This is a genomic window from Ferrovibrio sp. MS7, from assembly GCF_038404985.1.
GTDB classification, from domain to species: Bacteria; Pseudomonadota; Alphaproteobacteria; order Ferrovibrionales; family Ferrovibrionaceae; genus Ferrovibrio; species Ferrovibrio plantarum.
In genome coordinates, this window is sequence record NZ_JBBKBA010000001.1 from 2297840 (window position 1) to 2309726 (window position 11887).

Genomic DNA, 11887 nt, shown 5'->3' on the forward strand with positions numbered 1-11887 from the left:
CATATAAGTTGTATTAGCGGCGGCGCGGCATCACGGCGATGATGCCGGCGCCGATAAGGCAGGTGGTGGCACAGATCAGGATCGGGGCCAGGTAGCTGCCGAAGCGGTCGAAGGCGGCGCCGGCCAGGGTGGGACCGATCAGGGTGGAAAAGGCGACGCTGGTATAGAGCGCGCCGATCACCGCACTGGCGGCGCGGGCGCCGAACAGGTCGACGGTGACCGCCGGGGCGAGCGCCACGAAGCCGCCATAGCAGAGGCCGAAGCCGAGCGCGAACAGCCCCAGCGGGATGAAGCCATCGGCCAGCGGCCACAGCGCCAGCATGATGCCGGAGCCGAACATGGCGGCGGCGAAGGCCGGGCCGCGCCCAACCCGGTCGGCCACCGGGCCGAGCAGGAAGCGCCCGAGCATCGAGCCGATCCCGATCAGCCCGACCAGCCAGACGCCCTGGTCGCGCGACAGGCCCTGGTCCTGGGCATAGGCGGGGAGATGCACGAAAGGTACGAAGGTGCCGATGCAGTTCAGCGCGCAGGCAAGGTAGAGCAGCCAGAACAGCCGGTGGCGCAACGCTTCCGCCAGAGTGAGGCCGGGCGGCGGGGCGTTGGATGGGACAGCTTCCCCGGCCGCCGCGCCGACACCATCCGGGCGCAGGCCCATGCTGGCGGGATTGGGCCGCAGGGCCACCACCGCCAGGGCGCCGAGGATGGCGGCGGCGATGCCGAGCAGCAGATAGGCCTGGCGCCAGGTCAGGCTGTCGATCAGCCAGGCGGCGACCGGCGGCATCACCACCGTCCCTAAGCCAATCCCCATAACCGCAAGACCAGACGCCTGGCCGCGCTTGGCGATGAACCAGTGCTGCACCGTGCCGATGGCCGGCACATAGGAAAAGCCGACGCCGACGCCCATGCCGATGGAATAGGCGATCAGCACTGTCAGCAGGCTATCGGCGAAGCTGGCGGCGATCATGCCGGCGGCGACAGCGGCAAGGCCGAAGCCGATCACCGGCCGCGGCCCGAGCCGGTCGGCGAGCGGGCCGCTGATGGCGCCGAGCGCGAAATAGAGGAAGGCGGCGAGCGAAAACACCAGCGACACGGTGGCGCGGCTGGCTTCGAATTCACGCCGCAGCGGTTCGAAGAAGGCGGGGAAGGAATAGGCGGCGCCGAAGCCGACGAACATCACGGCAAAAGCCGCCGCCACCACGACCCAGCCATAGAAGATGCGGTTCATAAAAGCGTTTCCCGACTTCACGAGATGCGCGGATCAAGTCCGCGCATGACGCTTATTATTATTCTCGTCACCCCCGGGCTTGACCCGGGGGTCTCGTTACGACTGCTCTCAATCGACTTCACCCGCCCAGTTCCTCGAGCTTCACGGCCAGGCTGAGCATGTCGCGCCAGGCTTCGCGCTTCATGCCGGGCTGGCGCAGCAGATAGGCCGGATGCAGCATCGGCAGGGCGGGAATGTTCAGGCCGTCCTTGGCATAGACATGCCAGTTGCCGCGCAGCTTGGTGATGCCCTGGCTGGTGCCGAGCAGGGTGGCGGCGGCATGCCGCCCCACCAGGGCGATCACCTTTGGCCGCACCAGAGCGATGTGGCGCTCGACGAAGGGACGGCAGGCGATGATTTCCTCCGGCGACGGATCACGGTTGCCCGGCGGACGCCAGAAAATGACGTTGGAGATATAGGCGTTGCTTTCGTCGCGCTGAATGGCGGCCAGCATGCGGTCGAGCAACTGGCCGCTCTGGCCGACGAAGGGCGCACCCTGGGCATCTTCGTCGCGGCCCGGCGCTTCACCGATCAGCATGATCGTTGCCGCCGGATTGCCACGCGCGAACACGGTATTGGTGGCGGTGGCCTTCAGCGCGCAGCCCTCGAAGGCGGCTACAGCGGCCTTCAGTTCCTCGACGCTGTTGCAGGCCAGGGCCGCCTTGGTGGCGGCGGTTTCCGCTGCCTGTGCCGAGAGCAGCGCCGGAGAGACCGGCGCACGCACCGGCGGCGCTGCCGGTGTGAAGGTGAAAGCTGCCCCATCGGACAGACCCTGGCCAGATACGGGCGCTTGCGATGCGGAAGCAGCGGGTTTCGTTGCGGCAGGTGTGGCCGGCCTGGCGGCAGCAGGCGCATTGGCAGCGGGGCGGGGTGGCGGTGCCTGGGTGCGGTCCACCGGCGCGTCGCCGATACACTCGTCGGCGCCGGATTCGACATAGAAACGCAGCAGCGCGCCGGCGCTGAGCGTCTCCCCGGTTATATCATTTGTGTGCATAAACCTGTCCTGGCCCGGCGCCGTTGGCTTGGGCAATATAGTCTGGTAAGCAGGGGCCAATCGTCAACAGTGCCAGAAGACCAGCAATAGGTGCGGGATGGAACGCGAAACAATGGAATATGATGTGGTGGTGGTGGGAGCCGGCCCCTCCGGCTTGTCCGCCGCCATCCGTCTCAAGCAGCTTGCCGCCGAGCAGGACCACGAAATCTCGGTCTGCGTGATCGAGAAGGGTTCGGAAGTCGGCGCGCATATCCTTTCCGGTGCCGTGGTCGATCCGATCGGCCTCAACGAACTGATCCCGGACTGGAAGGAAAAGGGCGCGCCGCTCAATACGCCGGTGACCGAGGACCGCTTCCTGATCCTGACCGAAGCGAACCACATCTATATCCCGAACTTCATGCTGCCGCCGCTGATGAACAATCACGGCAACTACATCGTTTCGCTCGGCAATGTCTGCCGCTGGCTGGCGACCCAGGCGGAAGAACTCGGCGTCGAGATCTTCCCCGGCTTCGCCGCCGCCGAAGTGCTGTATGGCGACAAGGGCGAAGTGGTCGGCGTTGCCACCGGCGACATGGGCATCGGCCGTGATGGCGAGAAGAAAAGCGGCTACACGCCTGGCGTGGAACTGCGCGCCAAATACACGCTGATCGCCGAGGGCGTGCGCGGTTCGCTGGCCAAGGAAATCCAGCAGAAGTTCAATCTGCGCGAGGGCGTCGAGCCGCAGAAGTTCGGCATCGGCATCAAGGAGCTGTGGCAGATCGATCCGGCCAAGCACAAGCCGGGCCTGGTGGTGCATACGCAAGGCTGGCCGCTCGACAGCAGCACCGCCGGCGGCAGCTTCATGTATCACCTCGAGGACAACCAGGTCGCCGTCGGCTTCGTGGTCAACCTCAATTACCAGAATCCCTATCTCTCGCCGTTCGACGAATTCCAGCGCTTCAAGACGCATCCCTCCGTGCGCGAGTATTTCGAGGGCGGCAAGCGCATTGCCTATGGTGCCCGCGCCATCAACGAAGGCGGCCTGCAATCGGTGCCGAAGCTGAGCTTCCCGGGCGGCGCGCTGATTGGCTGCTCGGCCGGCTTCGTCAACGTGCCGCGCATCAAGGGCAGCCACAACGCCGTGAAGAGCGGCATGCTGGCGGCGGAAGCGGCCTTCGCGGCGCTCAAGGGCGGTTCTGATGGTAGCGTCGAACTGGGCGATTACAACGAGGCGGTGCGCGAAAGCTGGATCTGGAAAGATCTGTGGAAGGTGCGCAATGTCAAGCCGGCGCTGAAATACGGCATGTGGCTCGGCACCCTGATCGGCGGCGCCCATATGTGGCTGAACGACCTCGGCCTCGGCTTCCTGGTCGGCTGGACTTCCAAGCATGGCAAGGCCGACCATGAGACCCTGAAGCCGGCGGCCGAGTGCAAGCCGATCCAGTATCCGAAGCCGGACGGCAAGATCAGCTTCGACAAGCTGTCCTCGGTGTTCCTGTCCTCGACCAACCACGAGGAAGACCAGCCGATCCATCTGCGGCTGAAGGACCCCAGCATCCCGATTGCCAGGAATCTCCCGCTTTATGACGAGCCGGCGCAACGCTACTGCCCGGCGGGCGTGTACGAAGTGCTGCGGGATGCGGATGGCAGCAATCCCCGGTTCCAGATCAACGCGCAAAATTGTGTTCACTGCAAGACTTGCGACATCAAGGATCCGGCCCAAAATATCAACTGGACCGTGCCGGAAGGTGGTGGCGGCCCGAACTACCCGAATATGTAGTCCCCCGATATGTAGTTCTCAGAAGCGAGGCAGCTTGATGCGTCCGGCCGAAGCGAAAGTTACCCCCTGCGCCCGCCGGATCCATGGCCTGGCCTCGCCTGGAACAAAATCCTGGGCGAAACAACGCGCGGCGCTGGCGGTGATGCTGGCGCCGCTGCTGCTTTCGGCCTGCGTCACCGCGCGGGCGCCGCAGCCGGTGCCCGTCGACGTGGCGGTGGCCGAAGAGTCCGACATGCTGTCGCCCTACGGCCATTTCCTCGCCGCGCGCCATGCCCGCCTGAGCTTCGACTACACGGCTGCCGCCGACTACTATCTCAAGGCACTGAGCGAGGAGCCGAATTCCGGCCTGCTGGCCCAGGGCGCCTTCCTCTCGCTGCTGGCCGATGGCCGCGTGCCACAGGCGCTGGAACTGGCGCCGGTGCTGCGCGACAACAATCCCGCCGACCATATGGCGCGGATCTCGGTCGCCACCGGGGCGATGCTGCGGCGCGACTATGATTCGGCCCTGCGCGTGGTGGCGGAGGGCCCGACCTCCGGCATCCACGCCGCCTTCAATCCGCTGATCGCCGCCTGGGCCTATGCCGGCAAGGGCGAGGCCGACCGCGCCCTTGAGGCTTTGGGCCGGCTCGACCGCAATCCGCTGTTCGGCGGTGTGCATGATCACCTGAAGCCGATGCTGCTGGAACTGCTCGGCCGCTATCGCGAGGCGGAAGCGGATTACCGCGAGGCGATGGCCAAGCCGGAGCGTGTCGGCATTCGCATGAGCGATGCCTATGCGCGTTTCCTCGAGCGCCGTGGCCGCGCCGACGAGGCGCGCGCCCTCATCGCCAGCCAGCTCAAGCTCAATCCCGACAACGGCACGCTGATGCGTGCCGAGCGCCGCCTGCGCAGTTCGAACAGCCTGGGCAGCAATGTCGCGCCGATGATCGGCAATGCCAATGAAGGCTTCGCCGAAAGCCTGCTGGCGGCGGCTACCGCCTTTGGCCGCAACGATGGCGGCGAGTTGACCGAACTGCATCTCCAGCTTGCCCTGGCGTTGCGCCCCGATCTGGATGATGCCCGCGTCACGCTGGCCGACATCTACGAGAGCCGCAAGCAATGGGACCGCGCCATCAAGACCTATGGCACGGTGCAGTCCGACGGTGCCTTCGCTGACGTGGCGCAATTGCGCATCGCCTGGTGCATGAACGAGCGTGGCGACCACGATGCCGCCGTGCGCATGCTGCGTAAGATCGCCCGCGACCGCCGCGACGACGCCCGCCCGCTGATCACGCTCGGCGACCTCTACCGCCAGATGGAGCGCTGGCAGGAAGCGGCGACTGAATACACCGCTGCCTTCCAGCGCATTCCGGTGCTGGAGAACCGGCACTGGATCCTGCTGTTCAGCCGCGGCATCGCCTATGAGCGCTCGAAGCAGTGGAGCAAGGCGGAAGCCGATATGCTCAAGGCGCTGGAATTCCAGCCCGAGCAGCCGATGGTGCTGAACTATCTCGGCTATACCTGGATCGATATGAACCGCAATATCGACCGCGCCACCGACATGATCCGCCGCGCCGTGACGATGCGGCCGAACGACGGCGCCATCGTCGACTCGCTCGGCTGGGCCTATTACCGCGTCGGCCGCTACGACGAGGCCGTGGTGCAGCTTGAGCGCGCCGTGGAACTCAAGGGCGGCGATCCAGTGATCACCGATCACCTGGGCGATGCCTATTGGAAAGTCGGCCGCCGCGCCGAGGCGCAGTTCCAGTGGCGCCGCGCGCTCGGCCTCAAGCCGGAGCCAGAACTGGAGCAGCAGATCCGCCGCAAGCTCGAAACCGGCCTCGATCCGGTCGCGCAGAAGTGAAAAGCAGCGCGTCATGCCCGGCCATGGCCGTTCGTGCCTGTGCGCCTACGAACGCCACTAGGCGTTCGTAGGCTTACAGTGAGCCGGGCATCTCTTCCAATTTGGCGGAAGACCCCCGGGTCAAGCCCGGGGGTGACGACGGTTTTTGATGGTGGGCGGTTTTTGATGTTCGGTGGCTTCTGATGGCTGCTGCAATAGCCCGCCTGGCGCCGGCCAAGGTCAACCTGTTCCTGCATATCACCGCCAAGCGGCCCGATGGCTATCACACGCTGGAAAGCCTGGTGGTATTTGCCCGCGATGTAGCGGCAGCCGACCGCGTGGCGGTGGCCCCGGCGGACGCGCTTTCACTAAAGATCGATGGGCCTTTCGCTGCCGGGCTGGAAGCCGATGACGGCAATCTGGTGCTGCGCGCGGCGAAGCTGCTGCGTGGCGATAAGCGGCTCGGAGCGCTACTGACCCTGACCAAGACCTTGCCTGTTGCTTCCGGCATCGGCGGCGGCTCGGCGGATGCGGCGGCGGCCCTGCATCTGCTGAACCAGCATTGGCAGTTGGGCCATGATGCCGCCGCGCTGGCGCGGATCGGCCTGCAGCTTGGTGCCGATGTGCCGGTCTGCCTGTTGGGCCGTCCGGCGATGATGACCGGCATCGGCGAGCAAGTCGTGCCGCTGGATGGCCTGCCGCCGGCCTGGCTGGTGCTGGCCAATCCCGGCATCGCGCTGCCGACGCGCGAGGTATTCACGGCACTCAACGGCACCACCGGTCCGGCGCAGCCTTTGTCGCGCCCGCCGGCCAGTGCCGCCGACCTGGCGATCCTGCTGCGCGAACGGCGCAACGATCTGGAAGCCCCGGCGCGGTTCTTGAGCAGCGCCATCGACCCGGTGCTGGCGGCGCTGAAGGCGCAAAGCGGCTGCCTGCTGGCGCGGCTTTCCGGCTCGGGCGCCACCTGTTTCGGGCTGTTCGCGGAACAGCGTCTGGCCGAGCATGCCGCGCGCATGCTGGCCCGCGCCTATCCCGATTGGTGGCTGGCGGCAACCGCGATCTGACGCCGGCCCAAGGGCGGCCAGAGCAGCGTGCCAATATCAAAGTGGCGTAAAGGTGATCCGTACTTTCTCGTTGCCGGGAAGAGGTTTTCCCGGGCTGCCGAGATCGTAGAGGGTGGCGCCGATCAGGAAACGCACATCGCCGCTATCATCGGCCAACGGCAGTGCAAGCCGCTCGCCCTGGCCGGTGCCGCCCAGTTTCTCGAAAACATGGCCGATATTATGCATCACGCAGACTTCGTCGCAGACCTTGGCGTAGCGCTCGCGCACGGCCGCTGCCGCTTCGGGCGGAAATATCTCGTCGAGGCGGGCGCCCTGGCGCACGGTCTGCACCATGTCGCGGATGTCGTTGCCGGCGAGCCGCACCTGGAAATCCCGGTTGGCGCGGTCGTATTCGTAGAGAAACACGCCGGACAGCAGGTTGCGCAAATCCACCGGGCTGATGCTGGAGCGCAGCGGCACCCGTGCGCCAGCGCGCTTGCCGAGATAGAAGGCAAGCAGGTCGCGCAACGGCGCCGCCACTACATGACCGAAGGCCGACATGTCGGGTTGCTGGCCGACAGCCGCCGGCTCATGGGGTAGATTGTTTCCGTGCGGCAAAGTAGCCCTCTGCTGTTTTGCGCATCCTAGGCGGGATAATCCTTGGGCGCAAACAAGCCAGGCATTTGGCAAACGGCGGTTTCCTGAGGCTGGAAAAGCAGGGGGCTTCCGACTATCTTCCGGCCCGCTCAGCGCTCAGCCGGCGGCAAGCCTGCCTGCGCTGCTGCTGGGGTGTAGCCAAGCGGTAAGGCAGCGGTTTTTGGTACCGCCATCCCTGGTTCGAATCCAGGCACCCCAGCCAGTTTTCCCCGGAAATCCGAAACACCTGTCATGCGCCGTTCAGCGCGCATGCGATGTCCGGTCAGCCCAGCGGTAGCAGCTTGGCATGGAGGGAATGTTAAGCATTCCCTCCCTAGAAAGACTCTTCATGACGGATGAGCGCGCTTCCGATGCCGATGCCGCAACCGTTGCGGGGCCACAGGCCGCGCAGCGGCGGCTGAGTCATGGCGTCTGGCTGACCAAGACTGCGCAGCCGATCGCGGTGTCGAAGATGCAGGCTGGCCCTAAGCTGCCGCTCGGCAGCACGCGGCCCCTGGCTTTGCTGCTGCATGGCATGACCATGGACCGCACGGCGATGCTGCCGCTCGGCGCCGAACTGCTCGCCGATTTCGATATCCTCTGCCTCGACCTGCCTTGCCATGGCGAGTCGCTGGATATTCCGCCCGATGGCGATGGCAGCCCGGCGGCGTTGGCCGAGCTGATCCTGCCGGCGCTGGCGATGGGCATGCCTCGCCTGCTGCGGGACCAGCCGGTGCTGCTGGTCGGGCATTCCTTCGGCGGCCTGGTGGCGGCGGTGCTGGCGCGGCATTTCCCTGGCGTGATCGGCCTGGTGCTGGGTGATACGCCGCTGGCGATGGCCAAGCAGCGGGCGGCCACGGCGATACTGCGCCTCGGCCTCGATGATGGTGAAATCCGCCGCCATGCGGCGATCACGCGCGACGGTTTCGGCGTTGTCCCCGGCGGCAACGAGGAACGGATTTACTACGATCTGCCGCTGTTGCAGCCGGCGCCGGTGCTGCTGCTGCATGCCGCCCTGCCGTTTGGCAGCAAGCGGGTGGATGAGCGGGTACCGTCCTGCATCGACAGCATGGACCTGGCCGTGATGGCAAAATTCGGTGCCGGCAAGGTGACATGCCAGGCCCTCGAAGGCACCTCGCATATCCTGTTCAACGAAGCGCCCGAGGCGGCGGCCACAGCCATCCGGGAATGGCTGCGGCAACAGCATTAAGCCGCCTCAGTTCACCACGCGCCAGGCGCCGTCGGGCATCAGGCAGGCGGTGCCATAGCTCGCCTGCGGCACGCCGGCCACCACCACGGTGGCCTGGTATTCGCGGCAATACTGGCCGTTCTGCGCCTGGTAGACCGGCGAGGCCGGCACGGCGGAAAGATTCGGCCCGCCATAGGGGGCTGGGGCATAGACCACCGGCGGCGGCGGCACGTAGTAGCGCACCGGCGGCGGCTGCACCACGACGACGCGCGGGCGATAGGCCGGCGGGCCCCAATAGCCGCCGCGATAGGCGTAATGCGGGCTACCATGGCGATGACCGCCACGATAGCCGTAATCGTACCAGGGCCGGCCATGCCAGGGACCGGTGGAATAGCCGAAGGAAAAGCTGTCAGCGGCGGCGGGACGCGGCGCCAAGCCTGCCGCAAGCAGGGCGGCACTGGCAGCCAGCACCAGCATTTTGCCGCGCGCGGGGCGCTTGTTCATGACACGATATCTCCTCAACGATTGGCACCCTGGGGAACCGGCTTCATGATGAAACCATGGCACAAGGCTGCGGCTTGATCATGGCGTATTGATGGCGCAGGCTGAGCTTGTAACCACATTACAGCCTGTTTCAGCCTCATCGCAGAGCGTGTCATGACCGAAGCCAAACCCGAACGCCGCTTCATTCCCTGCCGCATCGCCGTGCTCACGGTGTCGGATACGCGCCAGGCCGCCGAGGATAAATCCGGCCAGACCCTGGTCGACCGCCTGACCGAGGCCGGCCATGAACTGGCAGCACGCGCCATCGTCACCGACGATATCCCGGCGATTCAGGCCAAGCTGCAAGAGTGGATCGCGGATGACGGCATCGACGTGGTGCTTTCCACTGGCGGCACCGGCGTCACGGGGCGCGACGTGACGCCCGAGGCCTTCGAGGCTTTGTATGAGAAATCCATCCCGGGCTTCGGCGAGCTGTTCCGCATGCTCAGCTTCCAGAAGATCGGCACCTCCACCATCCAGTCGCGCACCACCGCCGGCGTGGCGCGCGGCACCTATCTGTTTGCTTTACCGGGTTCCCCAGGCGCTTGCCGCGATGCTTGGGATTTAATTCTTAAAGATCAGCTTGATTACCGCCATCGCCCCTGTAATTTTGTTGAATTGTTCCCTCGTTTGCGCGAACATGAGCGCCGCAAACCCAGTTAGCCCGCCTTGCGCATGACTTGCGGGGCTGCCGGCTGTGCTGGAACCGAGGCCCCGTGAAGAAATTCGTCGCCCGCGCCATCACCACTGAAGCCGACCAGGCTCGCCCGGATGCCCGGCGCGGCCGGGGCGCCTTGAGCGATGTCGGCAGCCGCTACGATACGCTCAAGCGCGAACGCCAGGATGATGGCTGGGGCGTGTGGGATGAGGTCGAGCCGCTCAAGACCATCCTGCATGACGACACCACGCGCAGCATCATCGCCTGGAACAAGTCGCCCGATATTCCCTTCGACCGCTCGATCAATCCCTATCGCGGCTGCGAGCATGGCTGCGTCTACTGCTTCGCCAGGCCGAGCCATGCATATCTCGGTTTCTCGCCCGGCCTGGATTTCGAAACCCAGATCATGGTGAAGCGCAACGCCGCGACGCTGCTGCGCCAGGAACTCAGCAGTCGCGGCTATCGCGTCGCGACCATGAACATGGGCACCAACACCGATCCCTATCAGCCCGTCGAGCGCGACCTCGGCATCACGCGGCAGATCGTCGAGGTGCTGCGCGAGACGAAGCATCCGCTCGGCATCGTCACCAAGAATCATCTTGTCACCCGCGACATAGACCTGTTCAAGGACATGGCGCGCGACGGCCTGGTGAAGATTTTCCTTTCCGTCACCACGCTGGACCGCCAACTTGCCCGCCGCATGGAGCCGCGCGCCTCGACGCCGCCGAAGCGGCTGGAGGCGATCCGCATGCTGGCCGAGGCCGGCATCCCGGTGGGCGTGATGGTGGCGCCGATCATCCCGATGCTCAACGACATGGAGATCGAGGGCATTCTTGCCGAGGCCCATGCCGCCGGCGCACGCGAGGCCGGCTATGTCATGCTGCGGCTGCCCTTCGAACTGAAAGAATTGTGGCGCGAATGGCTGGCCGAGCATTATCCCGACCGCGCCGCGCGGGTGATGAAGCTGATTCAGGAATCGCGCGGCGGTAAGGATTACGTGCCGCAATTCGGCAGTCGCATGCGCGGCGAGGGGCCATACATGGAACTGGTGGCACAGCGTTTCGCGCTCGCCACGCGCAAGCTCGGCTTCAACACCAACCGCCTGCGGCTGCGCAGCGATCTGTTCCAGCCGCCGGCCAGGGATGTCCGGCAGGGGAGTCTGTTCTGATGGCGGCCAAACCCCCAAGCCAGCGGCTGCGCGAAATCTGCCTTGCCCTGCCGGAAGCCGCCGAGCAGGAAACCTGGGAGGTGCCGACCTACCGCGTGCGCGGCAAGATCTTCGCCATGGAGGTTGCCCGCCCAGGAGCAGATGGCCGCGATCGCCCTGCCTTCTGGTGCAAGGGCCAGCCGGGCAGCCAGCAGATCCTGGTTGGCGCCGATCCGCAGCGTTTCTTCGTGCCGCCGTATTTCGGGCCGAAAGGCTGGGTCGGGATGTGGATCGACCGCAAGGCCGATTGGGCGGAAGTGGCCGAACTGGTGCGCCGCAGCTACCGCCAGGTGGCGCCGAGGAAGCTGGCGGAGCGGGTGTGAAAGCTTCTCTATGCATCGTCATGCCCGGGCTCGACCCGGGCATCTCCTTCCACTTGGCCTGAGATCGCCGGGTCAAGCCCGGCGATGACGAGAGGGGGGCAGATGGTCCGCCGGGGCCTGTACTAGGGTCGGACTACGGCCTAGCCCGGCGGCAGACTATGACAGGGTCTGTTTTGGACTCTGGCCGCGCGGGAATGGCGCAGTGACAATCATGGCCGCATGAATTCCCAGTCGCGGTCTTCCAGAGTGTCGATGGCGAAGTGTAGCGCCGAGCGCACATCCTCGGGCTTGCGGTGTTGCTTGAGGATGCGCACGGCTTCCGCCAGCAGGTTGGTCGCCACCACGTCCGGCGCAATCGACTGCTTTGCCGCTTCCGCCAAAGCGGCTTCGACATGGCGGCTGACCATCTGATAGGCACTCATGGCTGACAGGCCCTCATCGCGGCATCT

12 protein-coding genes and 1 tRNA gene are annotated in these 11887 nt (G+C 65.6%); 8 read left to right on the forward strand and 5 right to left on the reverse strand.

Going from position 1 to position 11887, the window contains the following annotated elements; all coding sequences use genetic code 11:
- Positions 1–13 precede the first annotated feature (13 nt).
- Together V6B08_RS10980 and V6B08_RS10985 are read right to left on the reverse strand one after the other, a co-directional pair.
- Positions 14–1225 (reverse strand): MFS transporter, encoded by a 1212-nt coding sequence (locus V6B08_RS10980; protein ID WP_341980582.1) that lies wholly within the window; start codon positions 1223–1225, stop codon positions 14–16.
- Positions 1226–1343: 118 nt separating this feature from the next.
- On the reverse strand, positions 1344–2258 hold the full coding sequence (locus V6B08_RS10985) for a uracil-DNA glycosylase (RefSeq protein ID WP_341980584.1): 915 nt from the start codon (positions 2256–2258) through the stop codon (positions 1344–1346).
- Positions 2259–2355: 97 nt separating this feature from the next.
- Here V6B08_RS10985 and V6B08_RS10990 point away from each other — a divergent pair, with 97 nt between their 5' ends.
- The 3 genes from V6B08_RS10990 to V6B08_RS11000 all read left to right on the forward strand — a co-directional run bounded on the left by V6B08_RS10990 (position 2356) and on the right by V6B08_RS11000 (position 6903).
- Positions 2356–4017: an electron transfer flavoprotein-ubiquinone oxidoreductase gene (locus V6B08_RS10990; RefSeq protein ID WP_341980586.1), complete on the forward strand. Its 1662-nt coding sequence runs from the start codon at positions 2356–2358 to the stop codon at positions 4015–4017.
- A gap of 37 nt (positions 4018–4054) precedes the next feature.
- A complete protein-coding gene (locus tag V6B08_RS10995) occupies positions 4055–5860 on the forward strand; it encodes a tetratricopeptide repeat protein (RefSeq protein WP_341980588.1) in 1806 nt (601 codons plus the stop codon).
- Between the two features lie 182 nt (positions 5861–6042).
- Entirely contained in the window at positions 6043–6903 is an 861-nt protein-coding gene (locus V6B08_RS11000; protein ID WP_341980590.1) for a 4-(cytidine 5'-diphospho)-2-C-methyl-D-erythritol kinase, read from the forward strand.
- 36 nt (positions 6904–6939) lie between these two features.
- Here V6B08_RS11000 and V6B08_RS11005 read toward each other — a convergent pair whose 3' ends face one another.
- Positions 6940–7443 (reverse strand): PAS domain-containing protein, encoded by a 504-nt coding sequence (locus V6B08_RS11005; RefSeq protein ID WP_341980592.1) that lies wholly within the window; start codon positions 7441–7443, stop codon positions 6940–6942.
- A gap of 224 nt (positions 7444–7667) precedes the next feature.
- On the opposite strand from V6B08_RS11005, the gene V6B08_RS11010 reads away from it, so the two are divergent.
- Both V6B08_RS11010 and V6B08_RS11015 read left to right on the forward strand, forming a co-directional pair.
- Positions 7668–7741 (forward strand) — tRNA-Gln (locus tag V6B08_RS11010).
- A gap of 126 nt (positions 7742–7867) precedes the next feature.
- Positions 7868–8728 carry an alpha/beta fold hydrolase gene (locus V6B08_RS11015; RefSeq protein WP_341980594.1) on the forward strand — a complete coding sequence of 287 codons (861 nt, stop codon included), beginning with the start codon at positions 7868–7870 and terminating at the stop codon, positions 8726–8728.
- 6 nt (positions 8729–8734) lie between these two features.
- Here V6B08_RS11015 and V6B08_RS11020 read toward each other — a convergent pair whose 3' ends face one another.
- Positions 8735–9211, reverse strand: a complete 477-nt coding sequence (locus tag V6B08_RS11020) for an RT0821/Lpp0805 family surface protein (protein ID WP_341980596.1) — start codon at positions 9209–9211, stop codon at positions 8735–8737.
- Positions 9212–9364: 153 nt separating this feature from the next.
- On the opposite strand from V6B08_RS11020, the gene moaB reads away from it, so the two are divergent.
- The 3 genes from moaB to V6B08_RS11035 are packed head-to-tail and all read left to right on the forward strand — an operon-like array spanning position 9365 to position 11438.
- Complete coding sequence (gene moaB / locus V6B08_RS11025; RefSeq protein WP_341980598.1) at positions 9365–9913, forward strand: molybdenum cofactor biosynthesis protein B; 549 nt, start codon at positions 9365–9367, stop codon at positions 9911–9913.
- 53 nt (positions 9914–9966) lie between these two features.
- Positions 9967–11076: a PA0069 family radical SAM protein gene (locus V6B08_RS11030; protein WP_341980600.1), complete on the forward strand. Its 1110-nt coding sequence runs from the start codon at positions 9967–9969 to the stop codon at positions 11074–11076.
- A complete protein-coding gene (locus V6B08_RS11035) occupies positions 11076–11438 on the forward strand; it encodes an MmcQ/YjbR family DNA-binding protein (protein WP_341980602.1) in 363 nt (120 codons plus the stop codon). Before V6B08_RS11030 ends, V6B08_RS11035 begins: the two co-directional genes overlap by 1 nt.
- 209 nt (positions 11439–11647) lie before the next feature.
- On the opposite strand, the gene V6B08_RS11040 is transcribed toward V6B08_RS11035, so the two are convergent.
- Positions 11648–11860 (reverse strand): hypothetical protein, encoded by a 213-nt coding sequence (locus tag V6B08_RS11040; protein ID WP_341980603.1) that lies wholly within the window; start codon positions 11858–11860, stop codon positions 11648–11650.
- Between the last annotated feature and the right edge of the window lie 27 nt (positions 11861–11887).

Excerpts from the sequence above, each read along its gene's own strand:
- V6B08_RS10995 (WP_341980588.1), top strand. The coding sequence starts at position 4,055 with ATGCGTCCGGCCGAAGCGAAAGTTACCCCCTGCGCCCGCCGGATCCAT.
- V6B08_RS10980 (WP_341980582.1), bottom strand. The coding sequence starts at position 1,225 with ATGAACCGCATCTTCTATGGCTGGGTCGTGGTGGCGGCGGCTTTTGCC.
- V6B08_RS11015 (WP_341980594.1), top strand. The coding sequence starts at position 7,868 with ATGACGGATGAGCGCGCTTCCGATGCCGATGCCGCAACCGTTGCGGGG.
- V6B08_RS10985 (WP_341980584.1), bottom strand. The coding sequence starts at position 2,258 with ATGCACACAAATGATATAACCGGGGAGACGCTCAGCGCCGGCGCGCTG.
- V6B08_RS11000 (WP_341980590.1), top strand. The coding sequence starts at position 6,043 with ATGGCTGCTGCAATAGCCCGCCTGGCGCCGGCCAAGGTCAACCTGTTC.
- V6B08_RS11035 (WP_341980602.1), top strand. The coding sequence starts at position 11,076 with ATGGCGGCCAAACCCCCAAGCCAGCGGCTGCGCGAAATCTGCCTTGCC.
- V6B08_RS11005 (WP_341980592.1), bottom strand. The coding sequence starts at position 7,443 with ATGTCGGCCTTCGGTCATGTAGTGGCGGCGCCGTTGCGCGACCTGCTT.
- moaB (WP_341980598.1), top strand. The coding sequence starts at position 9,365 with ATGACCGAAGCCAAACCCGAACGCCGCTTCATTCCCTGCCGCATCGCC.
- V6B08_RS11020 (WP_341980596.1), bottom strand. The coding sequence starts at position 9,211 with ATGAACAAGCGCCCCGCGCGCGGCAAAATGCTGGTGCTGGCTGCCAGT.
- V6B08_RS11040 (WP_341980603.1), bottom strand. The coding sequence starts at position 11,860 with ATGAGTGCCTATCAGATGGTCAGCCGCCATGTCGAAGCCGCTTTGGCG.
- V6B08_RS10990 (WP_341980586.1), top strand. The coding sequence starts at position 2,356 with ATGGAACGCGAAACAATGGAATATGATGTGGTGGTGGTGGGAGCCGGC.